The sequence below is a fragment of the Paenibacillus cymbidii genome, from assembly GCF_004764705.1.
Lineage (GTDB): Bacteria > Bacillota > Bacilli > Paenibacillales > NBRC-103111 > Paenibacillus_AN > Paenibacillus_AN cymbidii.
This window is the reverse complement of the sequence record NZ_SHLX01000023.1, coordinates 46,676-60,724: the sequence shown is the minus strand read 5'-3', so window position 1 is coordinate 60,724 and position 14,049 is coordinate 46,676. Positions and strand designations below refer to the sequence as shown.

Annotated in this window: 11 protein-coding genes; 4 read left to right on the top strand and 7 right to left on the bottom strand. The window is 59.7% G+C overall.

Going from position 1 to position 14,049, the window contains the following annotated elements; translation table 11 throughout:
- Window positions 1–12: 12 nt before the first annotated feature.
- A complete protein-coding gene (gene ligA, locus EXY20_RS26485; protein WP_135555149.1) occupies window positions 13–2,037 on the bottom strand; it encodes an NAD-dependent DNA ligase LigA in 2,025 nt (674 codons plus the stop codon).
- Window positions 2,038–2,061: 24 nt separating this feature from the next.
- Entirely contained in the window at window positions 2,062–4,455 is a 2,394-nt protein-coding gene (gene pcrA / locus EXY20_RS26480; protein ID WP_135555148.1) for a DNA helicase PcrA, read from the bottom strand.
- 188 nt (window positions 4,456–4,643) lie between these two features.
- On the opposite strand from pcrA, the gene EXY20_RS26475 reads away from it, so the two are divergent.
- The 3 genes from EXY20_RS26475 (at window position 4,644) to EXY20_RS26465 (ending at window position 7,673) form a co-directional block, all read left to right on the top strand.
- A complete protein-coding gene (locus EXY20_RS26475) occupies window positions 4,644–5,210 on the top strand; it encodes a YfiT family bacillithiol transferase (RefSeq protein ID WP_135555147.1) in 567 nt (188 codons plus the stop codon).
- Window positions 5,207–5,875: an HD domain-containing protein gene (locus EXY20_RS26470; protein WP_135555146.1), complete on the top strand. Its 669-nt coding sequence runs from the start codon at window positions 5,207–5,209 to the stop codon at window positions 5,873–5,875. Before EXY20_RS26475 ends, EXY20_RS26470 begins: the two co-directional genes overlap by 4 nt.
- Window positions 5,876–6,302: 427 nt before the next feature.
- The gene (locus EXY20_RS26465; protein ID WP_135555145.1) at window positions 6,303–7,673 is read left to right on the top strand and encodes a sulfatase family protein; all 1,371 of its coding nucleotides are present in this window, start codon (window positions 6,303–6,305) and stop codon (window positions 7,671–7,673) included.
- Window positions 7,674–7,705: 32 nt separating this feature from the next.
- Here the strand turns inward: EXY20_RS26465 and pcrB are convergent, their stop codons facing one another.
- From pcrB to EXY20_RS26440, 5 genes are all read right to left on the bottom strand, one after another.
- Entirely contained in the window at window positions 7,706–8,395 is a 690-nt protein-coding gene (pcrB, locus tag EXY20_RS26460) for a heptaprenylglyceryl phosphate synthase (RefSeq protein ID WP_135555144.1), read from the bottom strand.
- A 121-nt stretch (window positions 8,396–8,516) separates the two neighbouring features.
- The gene (locus tag EXY20_RS26455) at window positions 8,517–9,449 is read right to left on the bottom strand and encodes a metallophosphoesterase family protein (protein WP_135555143.1); all 933 of its coding nucleotides are present in this window, start codon (window positions 9,447–9,449) and stop codon (window positions 8,517–8,519) included.
- A gap of 110 nt (window positions 9,450–9,559) precedes the next feature.
- Window positions 9,560–10,096: a DUF5946 family protein gene (locus EXY20_RS26450; RefSeq protein ID WP_135555142.1), complete on the bottom strand. Its 537-nt coding sequence runs from the start codon at window positions 10,094–10,096 to the stop codon at window positions 9,560–9,562.
- A 6-nt stretch (window positions 10,097–10,102) separates the two neighbouring features.
- Window positions 10,103–11,167: a DUF2268 domain-containing putative Zn-dependent protease gene (locus EXY20_RS26445; protein WP_135555141.1), complete on the bottom strand. Its 1,065-nt coding sequence runs from the start codon at window positions 11,165–11,167 to the stop codon at window positions 10,103–10,105.
- A gap of 21 nt (window positions 11,168–11,188) precedes the next feature.
- Window positions 11,189–11,563, bottom strand: coding sequence for a MerR family transcriptional regulator (locus tag EXY20_RS26440; protein WP_235886207.1), 375 nt, complete (start codon window positions 11,561–11,563; stop codon window positions 11,189–11,191).
- A 216-nt stretch (window positions 11,564–11,779) separates the two neighbouring features.
- Between EXY20_RS26440 and EXY20_RS26435 the strand changes: the two genes are divergently transcribed.
- Window positions 11,780–14,035, top strand: coding sequence for a helix-turn-helix transcriptional regulator (locus EXY20_RS26435; protein WP_135555140.1), 2,256 nt, complete (start codon window positions 11,780–11,782; stop codon window positions 14,033–14,035).
- The last annotated feature ends 14 nt before the right edge of the window (window positions 14,036–14,049 follow it).

Here is a 14,049-nt window from a genome sequence, read left to right as displayed (position 1 = left end):
CGCATTCGCCGCTTACGCTTCGCCGATCAAACGAAGCAGCTCCGCTTCGTCGTCGATGATGCGGATGCCGAGCTCCTGGGCTTTGGTCAGTTTGCTGCCGGCGCTTTCGCCCGCGATGACGATGTCGGTTTTTTTGGAGACGCTGCCGGTAACTTTGGCGCCGAGCGCCTCCAGCTTCTTCGTCGCTTCGTCGCGGCCGAGCGTCGGCAAGGTGCCGGTGAGCACAACCGTTTTGCCGAAAAAGGGGTTGTCCGGCGAAACGCTCGCCGCCGCCGGCTTGTCCGGCGCCTTCGGGCTGACGCCCGCCGCCAGCATGCGCGCGATGCTCGTTTGCATCAACGGATCGGCGAAGAAGGAGACGATGCTGTCGGCCACAATGCCGCCGATATCCGGCAGCCCGGTCAGTTGCTCCGCCGTTGCCGCCATCAGCGGCTCCATGCCGCCGAAGTGGTCGGCCAGCACCTTTGTCGTCGTTTTGCCCGTGTTCGGAATGCCCAGCGCAAACAGGAACGAAGCGAGATCGCGCTTCTTGCATTTTTCGAACGCTTCGAGCAGCTTGTTCGCCTTCTTCTCGCCGAACCGGTCGAGGCCGATCAGTTGCTCGTACGTCAGATCGAACAGGTCCGCCGGATCGCGCACGCCGAGCTCGTCGTACAGCTGTTCGGCCGTGGCGATGCTGAACGTATCGATGTCCATCGCGTCGCGCGCGGCAAAATGGGTGATCCGGCCGATCAGTTGCGGCCGGCAGCCGGTGCGGTTCAGGCAGAACAGATGGGCGCCGCGCCACTCCACTTCCGAACCGCACGCCGGGCAAACGGACGGCACGAGAATTTCGCCGCCGTCCTTATCGTCCGTCACTTTGCCGAGAATTTCCGGGATGACGTCGTTGGAGCGGCGGATGAACACTTCCTTGCCGAGGGCGAATTGCAAATTTTTGCGCTCGATGTCGCCAAGATTGTTGAGCGTGCAGTTCTGCACGGTAACGCCGGCGATGTCGACCGGCTCCACTTTCGCCACCGGCGTCAGCTTGCCGGTGCGGCCCACTTCCCACGATACGGACAGCAGCGTCGTTATCGCTTCTTCCGCCTCGAACTTGTAGGCGACCGCCCAGCGCGGAAATTTGTCGGTATAGCCGAACGCTTCGCGGGTGCGCATGTCATTGATTTTGACCACGGCGCCGTCGATCAGGTAGTCGAACTCGTGGCGCATGGCTTCGATGCGCGTCAGTTCTTCCGCCACTTCCTCGATCGTATCGAAGAAGCGGATGTCCGGGCTGACTTTAAAATGGTTGTCGCGCAAAAACTGGATCATCGCCCGGTGGTCGTGAAACGCGACACGATCCGAATAGCCGACGTTGTAGATGAAAGCGTTCAGCTTCCGCTCCGCGGTCAGCCTCGGGTTCTGGTTGCGAAGCGCGCCGGCGGCGGCGTTGCGGGCGTTCTTCAGCGGCTCGGCGGCCGTTTCGTTGTACTTCGCAAACGCCGAAAGGAACATCATGCCTTCGCCTTGCACTTCCAATATCCCTTCCGAATACGGGATGCGCAGCGGGATGGTGCGGATCGTCTTCACCTGGGCGAGAATGCCTTCGCCAACGACGCCGTTGCCGCGCGTCGCCGCCTGCACGAGCTCGCCGCGATCGTACGTCAGGTTGAGCGTCAGCCCGTCGAACTTCAGTTCGACCGCATAGGACAAAGGCGGCAGCGGGTTGTCCGGGTTCGCGGCGTTGTACTGGTCGAGCAGCTTCTGCGCCCGGGTTTGCCAGACGAGCAGACCGTCCTTGTTCTGCGCCTTGTCGAGGCTCCACAGCCGAGCCAGATGGCGATGCTCGGGGAACCCTTTGATCAGCTCGCCGCCCACCCGCTGCGTCGGCGAATGCGGCAGCACGACGCCGCTCTCCTGCTCGAGCCGGACCAGCTTGTCGTACAGCGCGTCGTATTCCGCATCGCTCAGCTCCGGTTTGTCGAGCGTATAGTACAAATAATTGTGTCGTTCGATGATCGCTATCAGCTGTTCGATTTCGGTCCGTTGCTCGCCCATGCGGGGGTCACCCTCTCGATTGGTTTACACTTTCGTGATCGGCGCGAATTTGGCCAGCAGCCGCTTAATGCCGACCGGCGCCGGGAAAGCGATTTGCAGCTCCGTGTCGTCGCCGCTGCCTTTGACCGCAACGATCGTGCCGGTGCCCCACTTGCCGTGAGCGACCCGGTCGCCGCTATGGAAGTCGGCGGGGTTCGTCCCGCCCGCCGGTTGCGGCGGCCGTGCGGCAGCGCCTGCCGGCGGTCCGATCGGGCTGCGCCCGGCTCCCGTCGGCGCCGCCGCTGCGCCGAAGCCGGCTGCCGCGCCGCCGCCGCTGCGCTGTCCGAAGCTGCCGCCGCCATAACCCGCGCCGCTTGCTCCGCCGGATCCGCCGGAGCCCCAGCCGCCGCCGAAGCTGCTGCGCTGGCCGAACCCGGCCGAACCTGCGCCGCGCGAGAAGCTGCCGAATCGCTCGCGCACGGGCGACACGTCTTCCTTCAGCTCGTCCGGCACTTCGCTCAGGAAGCGCGATGGCGGGTTGCTGTTCGTCCGGCCGAAAATCGTCCGCGTCCCCGCGCAAGTCATAAACAGCATCTTCTCCGCCCGTGTGATGCCGACGTAAGCGAGCCGCCGCTCCTCCTCCAGCTCTTCCTCGTCCTGGAACGCCCGGCTGTGCGGGAAAATGCCTTCCTCCATACCGATGATGAACACGTTCGGGAACTCGAGCCCCTTCGCGCTGTGCATCGTCATCAGCACAACCGCGCTGCGCGCGTCGCCGTCCGGATCGTCGTTCATCGAATCGATGTCGGCGATCAGAGCCAGATCGGTAAGGAACGCAACGAGCGACTTGTCCTCGCCTTTCTTCTCGAACTCCATCGTCACCGACAGGAACTCGTCGATGTTCTCGATGCGCGCGCCCGCCTCCAGCGTCTTCTCGCGCGCCAGATCCTCGCGGTAGCCGCTGCGCTGCAGCATCTGTTCGGTCAGCTCCGTGACCGACAAATAGTCGACCATCTGGTGAAGGTCGAGAATCATGTTGCGGAACTCGGCCAGCGCCGCCTTCGTCCGGCCGGTGATGTCGAGCTCGTCGAGATGGGACAGCGCCGCAAAAGCGGAAATGTTGCGCCGCGCCGCCAGTTCGGCGATCTTGTCCACGGACGTATCGCCGACGCCGCGCTTCGGCACGTTGATAATGCGCGACAGGCTGATGTCGTCGTCGGGATTGGAGATGAGCCGCAGATAGGCGAGAATGTCCTTGATTTCCTTGCGGTCGTAAAACTTGATGCCGCCCACGATTTGGTACGGAATGTCGGACTTGATGAGAATTTCCTCGATGACCCGCGATTGCGCGTTCGTCCGGTACAGAATCGCGTGATCGTCGTACCGCGAGCTGCCGCCTCGTACGTTTTTGCCGATTTCGCCGGCGATGAAATATCCTTCCTCGTGCTCGGAATCGCCTTGGAACAGCTTGATTTTGTCGCCGCTGCCGCGGTCGGTCCAGAGGTTCTTCGGCTTGCGCCCGGTATTGTTGGCGATCACTTTGTTGGCGGCATCCAGTATGTTGGCCGTGGAGCGATAGTTCTGCTCGAGCAGGATGGTCGTCGCTTCGGGGTAATCCTTCTCGAAGCCGAGGATGTTCGAAATGTCCGCCCCGCGCCAGCGGTAAATCGACTGGTCGCTGTCGCCGACGACGCAGATGTTGTGGTGCTTGTCCGCCAGCATGCGGCACAGCATGTATTGCGCGCGGTTCGTGTCCTGGTACTCGTCAACGTGGATGTATTGGAACTTGTCCTGGTAGCGCTCCAGCACTTCCGGCTCCGTCTTGAACAGCTCGATCGTCTTCATGATCAGGTCGTCGAAATCGAGCGAGTTGTTGTTTTTCAACTTGCGTTGGTACAAGGTGTACACCTGGGCGACGATTTTTTGGAAATAATCGCCGGTCTGCTGCTCGTAGCGCTCGGGCGATACCAGCTCGTTCTTGGCGGTGCCCATCGCGGCCTGGATGTTCTTCGGTTCGAACTTCTTCGTGTCGATGTTCAGCTCTTTCATGCAGGTGCGGATGACGGAAAGCTGGTCGGTGCTGTCGAGTATCGAAAAGTTGGAGGAAAATCCGATTCGTTCGACGTCCCGCCGCAAAATGCGCACGCACATCGAGTGGAACGTCGACACCCAGATGTCGCGAGCCGGGCCGCCGACGAGCTTCTCCACGCGGTCCTGCATTTCGCGGGCCGCCTTGTTCGTAAACGTAATCGCCAGAATGTTCCATGGCGCCGTCGTGCGGGTGGCGATCAGGTAGGCGATGCGGTGCGTCAGCACGCGCGTCTTGCCGCTGCCGGCGCCGGCCATGATCAGCAGCGGGCCTTTCACTGTCTCGACCGCCTGGCGCTGCGGCGGGTTCAACTTGGCGATGGATTGGAAAATATCGTTGAGTTCGTTCATATTGTCATACCTTTCGTTGCTTCTATAATGGCCAATTATCGGCGAAAAGGGCGTACGTATGTTTCCAGTCTAAGTCAGGCCGGGGAGCGTGTCAAATGTCGATTCCGGCAGGCCGGATATGGTAAAATAACGGGGAAATGCCGCAGGCAGGATGAAGCTGCGGCCGGCTTCGTTGAGGAGGCGCATCCATGGAAGAACAAGAAGAAACGCTGCGCTACCCGATCGGCCGCTTCGTTCCGGAAGCGGTGCCGCTTACGCCGGAACAGCGCTCCTATTGGATCGGCGAAGCGGCCGGCGTTGCCGAGCGGCTGCAAGCGACCGTCGCCGGCCTGACGCCCGCGCAGCTGCGCACGCCGTACCGCTCCGGCGGCTGGACCGTGCTGCAGGTGGTGCACCATATGGCCGACAACGACGTTAACGCCTACTTGCGCTTCAAACGCGCGCTGACCGAGGAGCGGCTCGCCGCCCCTTCCTACTTGCAGGAGGTGTGGGCGGAACGCCCCGATTACGGCGAGCCGCCGGACGATTCGCTGCTGCTGCTGCGCGGGCTGCACGGCCGTTTCGTCCGGCTGCTTCGTTCGATGCGACCGGACGAGTTCGCGCGCGCCTTTACGACCGAAGCGCTTGGCGCGATCACGCTCGATACCGCGCTGCAGCGATTCGTTTGGCACAACCGGCACCATACCGCCCAGATCGTTGCGCTGCGGGAACGGAACGGCTGGACGCTGACGGAAGAAGGGCGGGCGCCGCAATGAACCGATCGGCGATCGTGGAGGAAGCCCGCCGCTATGTGCGTCGCGAGCTCGAGTCCGACCGCACCGGCCACGACTGGCCGCATATCGCCCGCGTTGCCGCGCTGGCTCGCCAGCTGGCGCAGGCGGAAGGCGCCGACGTTTTCGTCTGCGAGTTGGCGGCGCTGCTTCACGACCTGGCGGACGACAAAATCGCCGCCTCGGAGGAAGCCGGCCAACGCCAGATTCGTGGCTGGCTGGAGGAGCACGGCGCGCCGAAGGAAACGACGGCGGCGGTGCTGGCCATCATCGCGACGATGTCGTTCAAGGGCGGCGGCGGCGCGCCGATGGCGACGCTCGAGGGCATGGTCGTGCAGGATGCCGACCGGCTCGACGCGCTAGGCGCGATCGGCGTCGCCCGCACGTTCGTGTACGCGGGGGCCCGCGGGCACAAGCTGCACGACCCGGCGGTCGCTCCGCGCGGCGCGATGACGCCGGCCGAATATCGCAGCGGGGACGGCACGGCGATCAATCATTTTCACGAGAAGCTGCTGAAGCTGAAAGACCGCATGAATACGAAAGCCGCCCAAGCTTTGGCGGCCGAGCGTCATGCGTTTCTGCTGCGCTATCTGGAGCAATTCGCTGCGGAATGGGCGGTCGGCGAAGCTTACGACGCTCCTCCCCGCTAACGCGGCGCAGCAGGCGAAATAGGCCATCATTTATGGACTATTTCACCAAAAATAGGCCGACGCCGGGAAATAGCCAGTGATTTCACTGGCTATTCGTGCCCATCTTGCCCGGATTGGGGCTGTTCAGCCCAAATAACCAGTGTTTTCACTGGCTATTTTTGATGATGCCTGCGAAATGGAGCCCTTAAACCATGTTTTATGGCCTATTTCGTCCGCCACCACTGCGCGTCGCGAGCACGAGGGCGCAGCAGGCCAATGGCAAGTAACGATTCGCCATCACGAAGCGGAAGCCGATCGGAGGACGATCGGCTTCCCGTTTATCCGCCCAAATCGTATGCCTGGTAGCCACCGAGATTTACGAGGTGTATAATAGGAAGGTCGGGCGACAGACGATGTCGCCATTTACGGAGCAAGGAGGCTGCGGACGATGAGCGCAACGAAACCGAACGTGCTGCTGATCAATTGCGACGATTTGGGTTATGGCGATTTGGGATGTTACGGCTCCAGGCTGCATCATACGCCGGTGTTGGACACCATGGCCGAGGAAGGCAAACGGTGGACGAATTTCTACATGGCGTCGCCCGTATGCTCTCCTTCTCGGGGAGCGATGATGACGGGCTGCTATCCGAAGCGGATCGGCTTCGGCAGCTTCGACGGCAAGTGGGTGCTGTTTCCGGGGCAGGGCATCGGGCTTCACCCGGACGAAATCACGCTCGGGAAAGCGCTGCAGCAAGCCGATTACGCCACCATGCTGATCGGCAAATGGCATTGCGGCGACCAGCCTGCTTTCCTTCCTACGGAGCACGGCTTCGATCATTATTACGGCCTGCCGTACAGCAATGACATGGGCCGGCAGGTTCGCCGGGGGGATTACCCGCCGCTGCCGCTGATGTTGGATGACGCTGTGCTGCAGGAGCAGCCGGACCAGACGTCGCTGACGGAACGATACATCGAGCAGGCGGTGCGGTTCATGCGCAGCAGCGCGGAAGCGGACAAACCGTTTTTCCTGTACCTGGCGCACATGTACGTTCACCTTCCGCTGTACGTCCCGCAGCGGTTTCTGCAGCAGTCGCGCAACGGTTCTTACGGCGCAGCGGTCGAATGCGTCGATTGGGCGACGGGAGTGCTGCTTGACGAACTGAAGCGGCTGGGCCTGGATGACAATACGCTGGTCATCTTCACTTCCGACAACGGCTCCCGCAGCGATCACGAAGGCAGCAACGGGCCGCTGCGCGGCAAGAAAGGAACGACCTGGGAGGGCGGCATGCGCGTGCCCTGCATCATGCGCTGGCCGGGCCGCATTCCCGCGGGCGAGGTGTGCGAGTCGCTTACCGCCTCGCTGGACCTGTACCCGACGCTGATCCGGTTGGCCGGCGGCGATGTGCCGCAAGACCGGATCGTCGACGGCGTCGATATTCGCGAGCTGATGTTCGCCGAGCGGGAGACGGTCGCTCCGCGCCAGACGTTATTTTATTATTTGCGGAACAATCTGGAAGCGGTGCGCGACGGAAACTGGAAATTGCACGTGTGGAGAAATGGACAAGAGGTGCGCGAATTGTACGACTTGGCCGCCGACGTCGGAGAGACGAACAATGTGGCGGAAGCGCAACCTGAAGTGGTGGCCCGGCTCGAGCAGCTGCTGCACGAATGCCGGCTGGATCTGGGGGATGACGCGACCGGGACGCCGGGCGGCAACTGCCGGGAGCCGGGACGCGTCGAACAACCGGACACGCTGACGCATTACCGTGCGGACCACCCTTACATCATAGCCATGTACGATATCGAAGACAAGGGGTAATTCGCGAGGACGGATGTGCCTGGCGACGGCGGCTATCCTTTCACTGCAGCCACCGTCGCCAGCGCCCCCGCCAAATCGTCGTATACGGCGTTGCCGACGACGATCGTATGCGCGGCGTCCGCCGCGAGGCGCGCCCGCTCCGGACCGTCGATGCCGCCGCCGTAAAACAGCCGCGCCTGCTGCAGCGACGCTGCCGCCCGTTTCACCAGCGCCATGTCGCCGAAGCTGCCGCTGTACTCGATATACAAGACCGGCAGGCGCAGCAGCTTGTCCGCCAGCCTGGCGTAGGCGGCGACATCCTTGTCGCCCAGCTCTGTGTCCGCCTCCGTCAGCTGCGCGACGGTCGAGCTTGCGTTCAGCACGACGTACCCTTCCGGCACGACCAGGCTCCAGTCGAGCATCGCGCCGTAATCGCGGATCGCCCGCTGGTGGCGGCCGGTCACCCATTCCGCCCGCGCCGCGTTCAGCACGACAGGGATCATGTACAAGTCGAAGCCGGGCACGATCGCTTCCTCGTCCGACACCTCGAGCACGCAAGCCACCTCGTAGCGGCGCACCCGGGCAAGCAATTCCACCGTATTGTCGAACGTGACGCCGGTGGAGCCGCCGACCATGATCGCGTCGGTGCCGGACAGGCAGACGCGGTCCAGCGCCTCGTCGCCGATCTCCCGGTCGGGATCGAGCTTAAATACATGCCGCCACCGGCTGATATCGAGATTCAAGTCGCTTTCCCTCCGCATTGTTCCCGTTCCCAATTCGCCCGGCGTCTTGCCGGGGCTTCTCCCCTCAGTCTATGACAGGCGCTGTAGCGTGTCAAATGCGAAAGCCCGATTATTGAAACCATTATTGAAAATGCTTCTTGCCGTCGTCAAGCCGCAGCCACGTCTCGAACTGGCGCTCCCCTTCGGTCAGGCGGATGAGACGGGCGCCGCGTCTTTTGCCGCTTTGCGGGTAGGTGCCGTATCCGGTGATGCGGCCGTAGGTAAGCCGGATGCCGTGCCAGTCGCCCCAATAATCGTTGAGATGATCGTGGCCGACGAACGTTCCCATGACCCCGCCCTGCTCCAGCAGCGAGGCGAATAGCCCCGAGTTGACGGGCCCGCAGTTCACTTCCTCCTGCTTCTTGCCGCGGCAGTCGCCATGCTTCCACACCGCTTCGTATTCCTGCAGCGGAATGTGGAAGAAGGCGAGCGATGGCAGCGTGGCGCCATGGGCGGCGTGCAGCGCGGCGGAGCGCTCTTCGTACCAGCGGATCTGGCCGGGTTTGATCCAGTCGTAGCCGGTTGCCGGCGCGGGCGCATAAGCGAGCGAATCGAGCAAATAGAGCGCCGCCGCCGGACGCTCGTTGTCTCTGCCGGCAATCGTCAGGACGTAGTTGCCGAGGCCGGGCAAGTGCGCGGGACCGCGTTCGGTCAAACAGAGCGGACTGCGCTCCTGCACCTGCATGAGCTGCTCCTTGCTCACATCGAATTCGGCATCGTGATTGCCGAAAACGGCCGCCCACGGAACGTGCCGCTTCTCGAGCACGTCCACTACTTCCGCAAGAGCGTCCATGCCGCCCCTGCCCGCCTCCGCCTCCGGGTCGTCGCTGCAGCAATGTTTGCTGTCGATGACGTCGCCGGTCAGCACGACCAAATCCGGCTCTTCCTTGCGCAGCACCATGTTCATGAGGTGCTTCGTTTTGTCGTTGGCGGGGTGGTTCCGTTTCCAATGCAGATCGGTGAACTGCACGATCGTAAACGTGCGGTCGCCGCGGAATTGCAGCTTCGGCTTCATGCTTTCGCTCCTTTGGCATCGCTACATGGCACGCCTTATTCTGGCATGAATTATAGCGCCTCCGGGCACAGCGTACAATCGTTTATTTGTTGCTATGGGATCGTTTGCCGTCAGTGCGAGCGGAATATTTTTTGCGCCCACTCGCGGATGGCCGGGTGATGCGCATGCCATGAATTCCAGATCGAATACGCCCACTCGTTGGACAACCGGCTCAGTGCGGCCATGTCGGTTAACGGAAGCAAGTCCGCCACTGTAATCGTACCGTTCCGCTGCGGAGGCTCCAGCCAAGCAAACTGGTCGGAATACCGGGTCACAGCCTGAATCATGCCTCGTCTCCATTCCGGATCGTTTACCTTGTGTTCGAACAGGAGGCATAAGTTCACCAGATGTCCCGTTACCGATTGGATCGCCTGAGGGGATGGCGTTCCCGGGTGCTGAACCGCGTAAGCATCGACACATATGCGGTAGGCATCGCCGGCCGTACTGTCCCCGTAGAAACGCTGCAATATTTCGCCGTATGCCGCCCAGCATCCCGGCGATGACGTCATATATCGATGGACCGGCCCGTCCGTGCGGGGAAAGCGGACGCCGCAGCCGACGCAGATTTCGCCGTCAGGGTAATTTTCTGTCGTTTTGTATGTTGCCATTTCCGTTCACAACCATTCCGTCATTGCGATATCCCGCCAATCGGCAGACAAGGCAATCCCGACCGGAATGCCCGATAAGGCAAGGTATTGCTTGACCACACCGTATCCCACTTCAAATCCGGCCAGGTGAGGAATTCCGTATGAAGGGTGGCCTTGCGCGGCAACCAGCGGGTCCCCGTACAGATAGGCGGCAACTACGTTCGCTTCCGTGCGGTTCGCTTGTGCCGTGATAATGGCATGGGCATATTCGAGCTCCTCTTCCGTCAACGGAACCGCTTCCGGCGCCCGCATGCTGCCGGCATGGATTCGTGTACCGTAAATGTTGACGAGCACGTCGTCGTAACTAGCCTTTCCGTAATATCCCGCAATGGCCGCAAGCGCTTCATTCCAGTCCGTTGGCGGCTGGAAGCCGGCTAACGCCGGATGGCTCGCATCGGGGAACATGCCTTCGATAAACGTTGCCGCCAAGCCTTCCATGACATAGGCTTCGCCAAGCGAAACAGCGGCAACGGAATGCTGCGCTTGTCGCCGAATGCCGTGGATGAAGCTTCTGGCGAGCGCATACGCAAGACGATTCAGATTGCCGGGCGTCGGCCATACCCGCAAGAACAAATAACCCGGCGTACGTCCGTAGCAGCTCACCCCCGCACCGTTCAGCATCAGCGTTCCATTGGCGCAATCGGCCGGCAGGATGACAACCACCAGTTTTTCCGGCAGAAGCGAGGAAGGGATGACTTCCGCAATCAGCCCCAACGTTCGGGCCACCCTGCTTTCAAGCTGAAGCCGTTCCGATTCGTTGAAGCTCCAGATCGTCGCTTCCACGTTTCGGGTCGGGTTAAACAACCCGTATTGCTGCTGCGCTTCGATGAGATCCAGCCCGTCGCTTCTTACGGCGGAAAGGATGGACAAGTCCTGAAACCCGTGTTTGCCTTTCAGCTCCTTCACTATGGAGAAAAGTCCCGCCTCGCTTTCCGCCCATTCCAGGTACCGGGACAACAGTTCGCCGGACCTGCTTTTCGCTGCAAAATATCCGGACAAGACAGGCAACAAGTTGCGAATGACCATTTGCATGCTGCTTTTTCTTCCCTTCCGTTACGACATGAACGTTTTCATATAATGATTGGCTTCGCGCAACAAGCGGAAGCAATCGCCGAAGCCCGGTCGCTCTCCGCATCGCTCCATGCCGCTCGACAAGTGGAAGACTTGCTCGTTCATCGTTTCCATCTGCCTGATGATGGCAGCGAAAGGTTTATGCTCCAAGTCCGCTCTCCGAATGTCCTTCAATTTTGTATGCGTAATTTTCATCAGGAAGATTTTCACGAGAAGCCGCAAATCTTCGTCGGTCACGATCATTTTGCCGTGCATTTTCTCAAGGGACAGAAGACCCAGGCTGTTATAATACGCAATCGTCCTTTCGGTAATACCGGTTTCCCGCTCCAATTGGCCTGTCGTATAAATCGGGTACACCCCCTCCAGCATGAATATAAAGGTTGACGCAACGTAAGTGTCAACGGCCGGATCGCCCTCGAGCGGCTGTCGTCCGCAAAATCTTAGTAATGGAGGATAACCGTAAAAATGGATTATTGTTTGGCGGCAAAAAGGAATTGGAGTCGTCTGACGGCAAGTATATAATAATTGTAAAAACGCTTCGGTCCGCGAGGCCGGGGCGAAAGGGGGGTCGCGATGCTGAAACTTCTCGACATTAAACGACGTTCCAGTTCCTTATTTGCCAATTTGCTCGCGAGCTTCATTGTCATGATCGCTTTATTCCTCGCCTTTTATTTTGTCTCTTATACATTTCTGCGGAACAGCCTGTACGAAGAGGTCCTCCGCTACAATATTGCCAATCTTGAACATTCGGCCGACAACTACGATTCCTACTTCCGCCTGATTCATAACACCATGCTGAATGAAATGATCAGCACGGATATCCTCATCATGCAGAACAGCGAGGCTTCCAACAATTACGGCACGATGGCCCGGATTCACGAGAAGCTCCAGATGATTCTTATGAACGATTCTTTGTTTCTCAAAAACATCATCCTTCGTTTCCAGCGGGCCGGTATCGCCATTGAGCAGAACGGCTCCCACACCGAGGAGGAAACGTTCGCCAAGTATATCAACTCTCCCCTATATCCGCTAGCGTTCTGGCAGGCCGAGACGCCCAGGGCGCCGAGCCTGAGTCTGTATCCGGCGGCCCGGTTTGAGGAAAAGATCGCGGGTCCGACTTCGGGCAAGCAGTGGATGCTGCCCATTCTGATCAAGCAATCCGGCAACTCCGACGTCTCGATGATCGTCCTTCTCGATCCGACGAGGATGCTGAAAAAATTTCACCAGTCCATCAACGACAACTTCCTAATTCTGGATCGCGGCAAGGTGATCTTCCGTTCGGGCAACGCCGCATGGGCAGACAATTTGTCGGATTTGCTCACCCCCTCCCGCTTCGCCGCCAAGTCGGAAGGGCAATACTATTTTTACAAAACATCGGCCGAATCGGGCCTGACGTACGTCAACGTCATCCCGGTGCGCGACGTCTACAGCCGAATTTCCAATTACAACGTATTGGTCGTTTCATTGCTGATTGCCGTTATCCTAGTCAGTATTGCGACCTCTATCCTGTTCAGCATTCGATTCAACAACCCGCTCAAGCGAATCATCCAATCGGTTACGGAGCTGAATGCCCCCAAGCCCCCGATCACCCCGTTTCGGGAATTCAACATGATCGGAGAACGGCTGGCCCAACTGATCCAATCCGACCGGGTCGCCAGGGAAAGCCTTCACATGCAGGACTCGCACTTGCAACACTACGGGTTAATGAACCGGATGAAGAACATCTACATGCACCAGGGGAAAACGGAATTGCCGGGAGGAATTGACAAGCCTTTTTACATGGTAGCCTTTCAAGTAACGTATACCGCCTCGTTCGGCGAAAGCATCCCCTTCGGCCGGGAGAAGGCGTCATACTTTATCAAAGAGCTGATCCACACGACGATGGCTCATCACAACCCGGATTCGCTTACGTTTCAGATGGAGCAGGATCTGATCGTCACGCTCGTCTTCACCGGCATGGACAAGGAGGCTCTCCGGCATACGCTGCTTCAGTTGAAGCATATGCTCGATATGGACAGCCGGTACTTGTTTTTGACCGTGGCCGTCAGCGATTTTCATTCAAGCTCCGCCAATTTCACCTTCGCTTACGAACAAGTGCTGAGACGGCTGAAAACAAGAAAACTGAACGAAGAGACGCAGCTGATTCTCGAAACGCTGCCTCCGGAGCCCGCTTGGCCCCTGGGCTTCACTCATGCGGACGAACAGGAATTTGCCGCCCATCTTCAAGCCGGCAATGAAGCGCAGACACTCTCGCCTGTGATCCGTACGCTGGAGCGGATGCAGAAGGACGAAGCCGCCGCGCAAGCCGTTCTTGCCTTTGCCCTGGAGGTGGCGGCAAGGGCGCAAAAGGCGCTCGCCTCGCTTCAACTGGAACCGGACGAAGCTTTCTCCCTGCCAAACGAGCGGTTGCGCGATTGCCACACCTACGAACAGGTAACGGCGTATTTAACCGCCTGTTTGTCCGCATTCACCGCGCAGGTGCGCAAGAAGAAGGAAACCAACGATTCCATTACTACGTTCATGATCGATTTTATGGAGACGCATTTGGGAGAGGACTTGTCGCTGGACCTGCTCGCCGATAAACTGAAAATATCCGCTCCTTATCTGTCCACTTACTTCAAGGAAAAAACAGGCACCAATTTCATCGATTACTTGAACAGCCTGCGAATCCGCAAAGCGAAGCAGCTGCTGCTTCATTCCGATCTGAAAATCCACGAGATATCGTCGCGTCTCGGCTACCAAAGCGTCAATTCCTTCATCCGCATGTTCAAACGGCTGACCGGGCTGTCTCCAGGCGAATATCGCAAATCCGCTTTGACCGCCCCTTAGCGGCTTATGCCGTC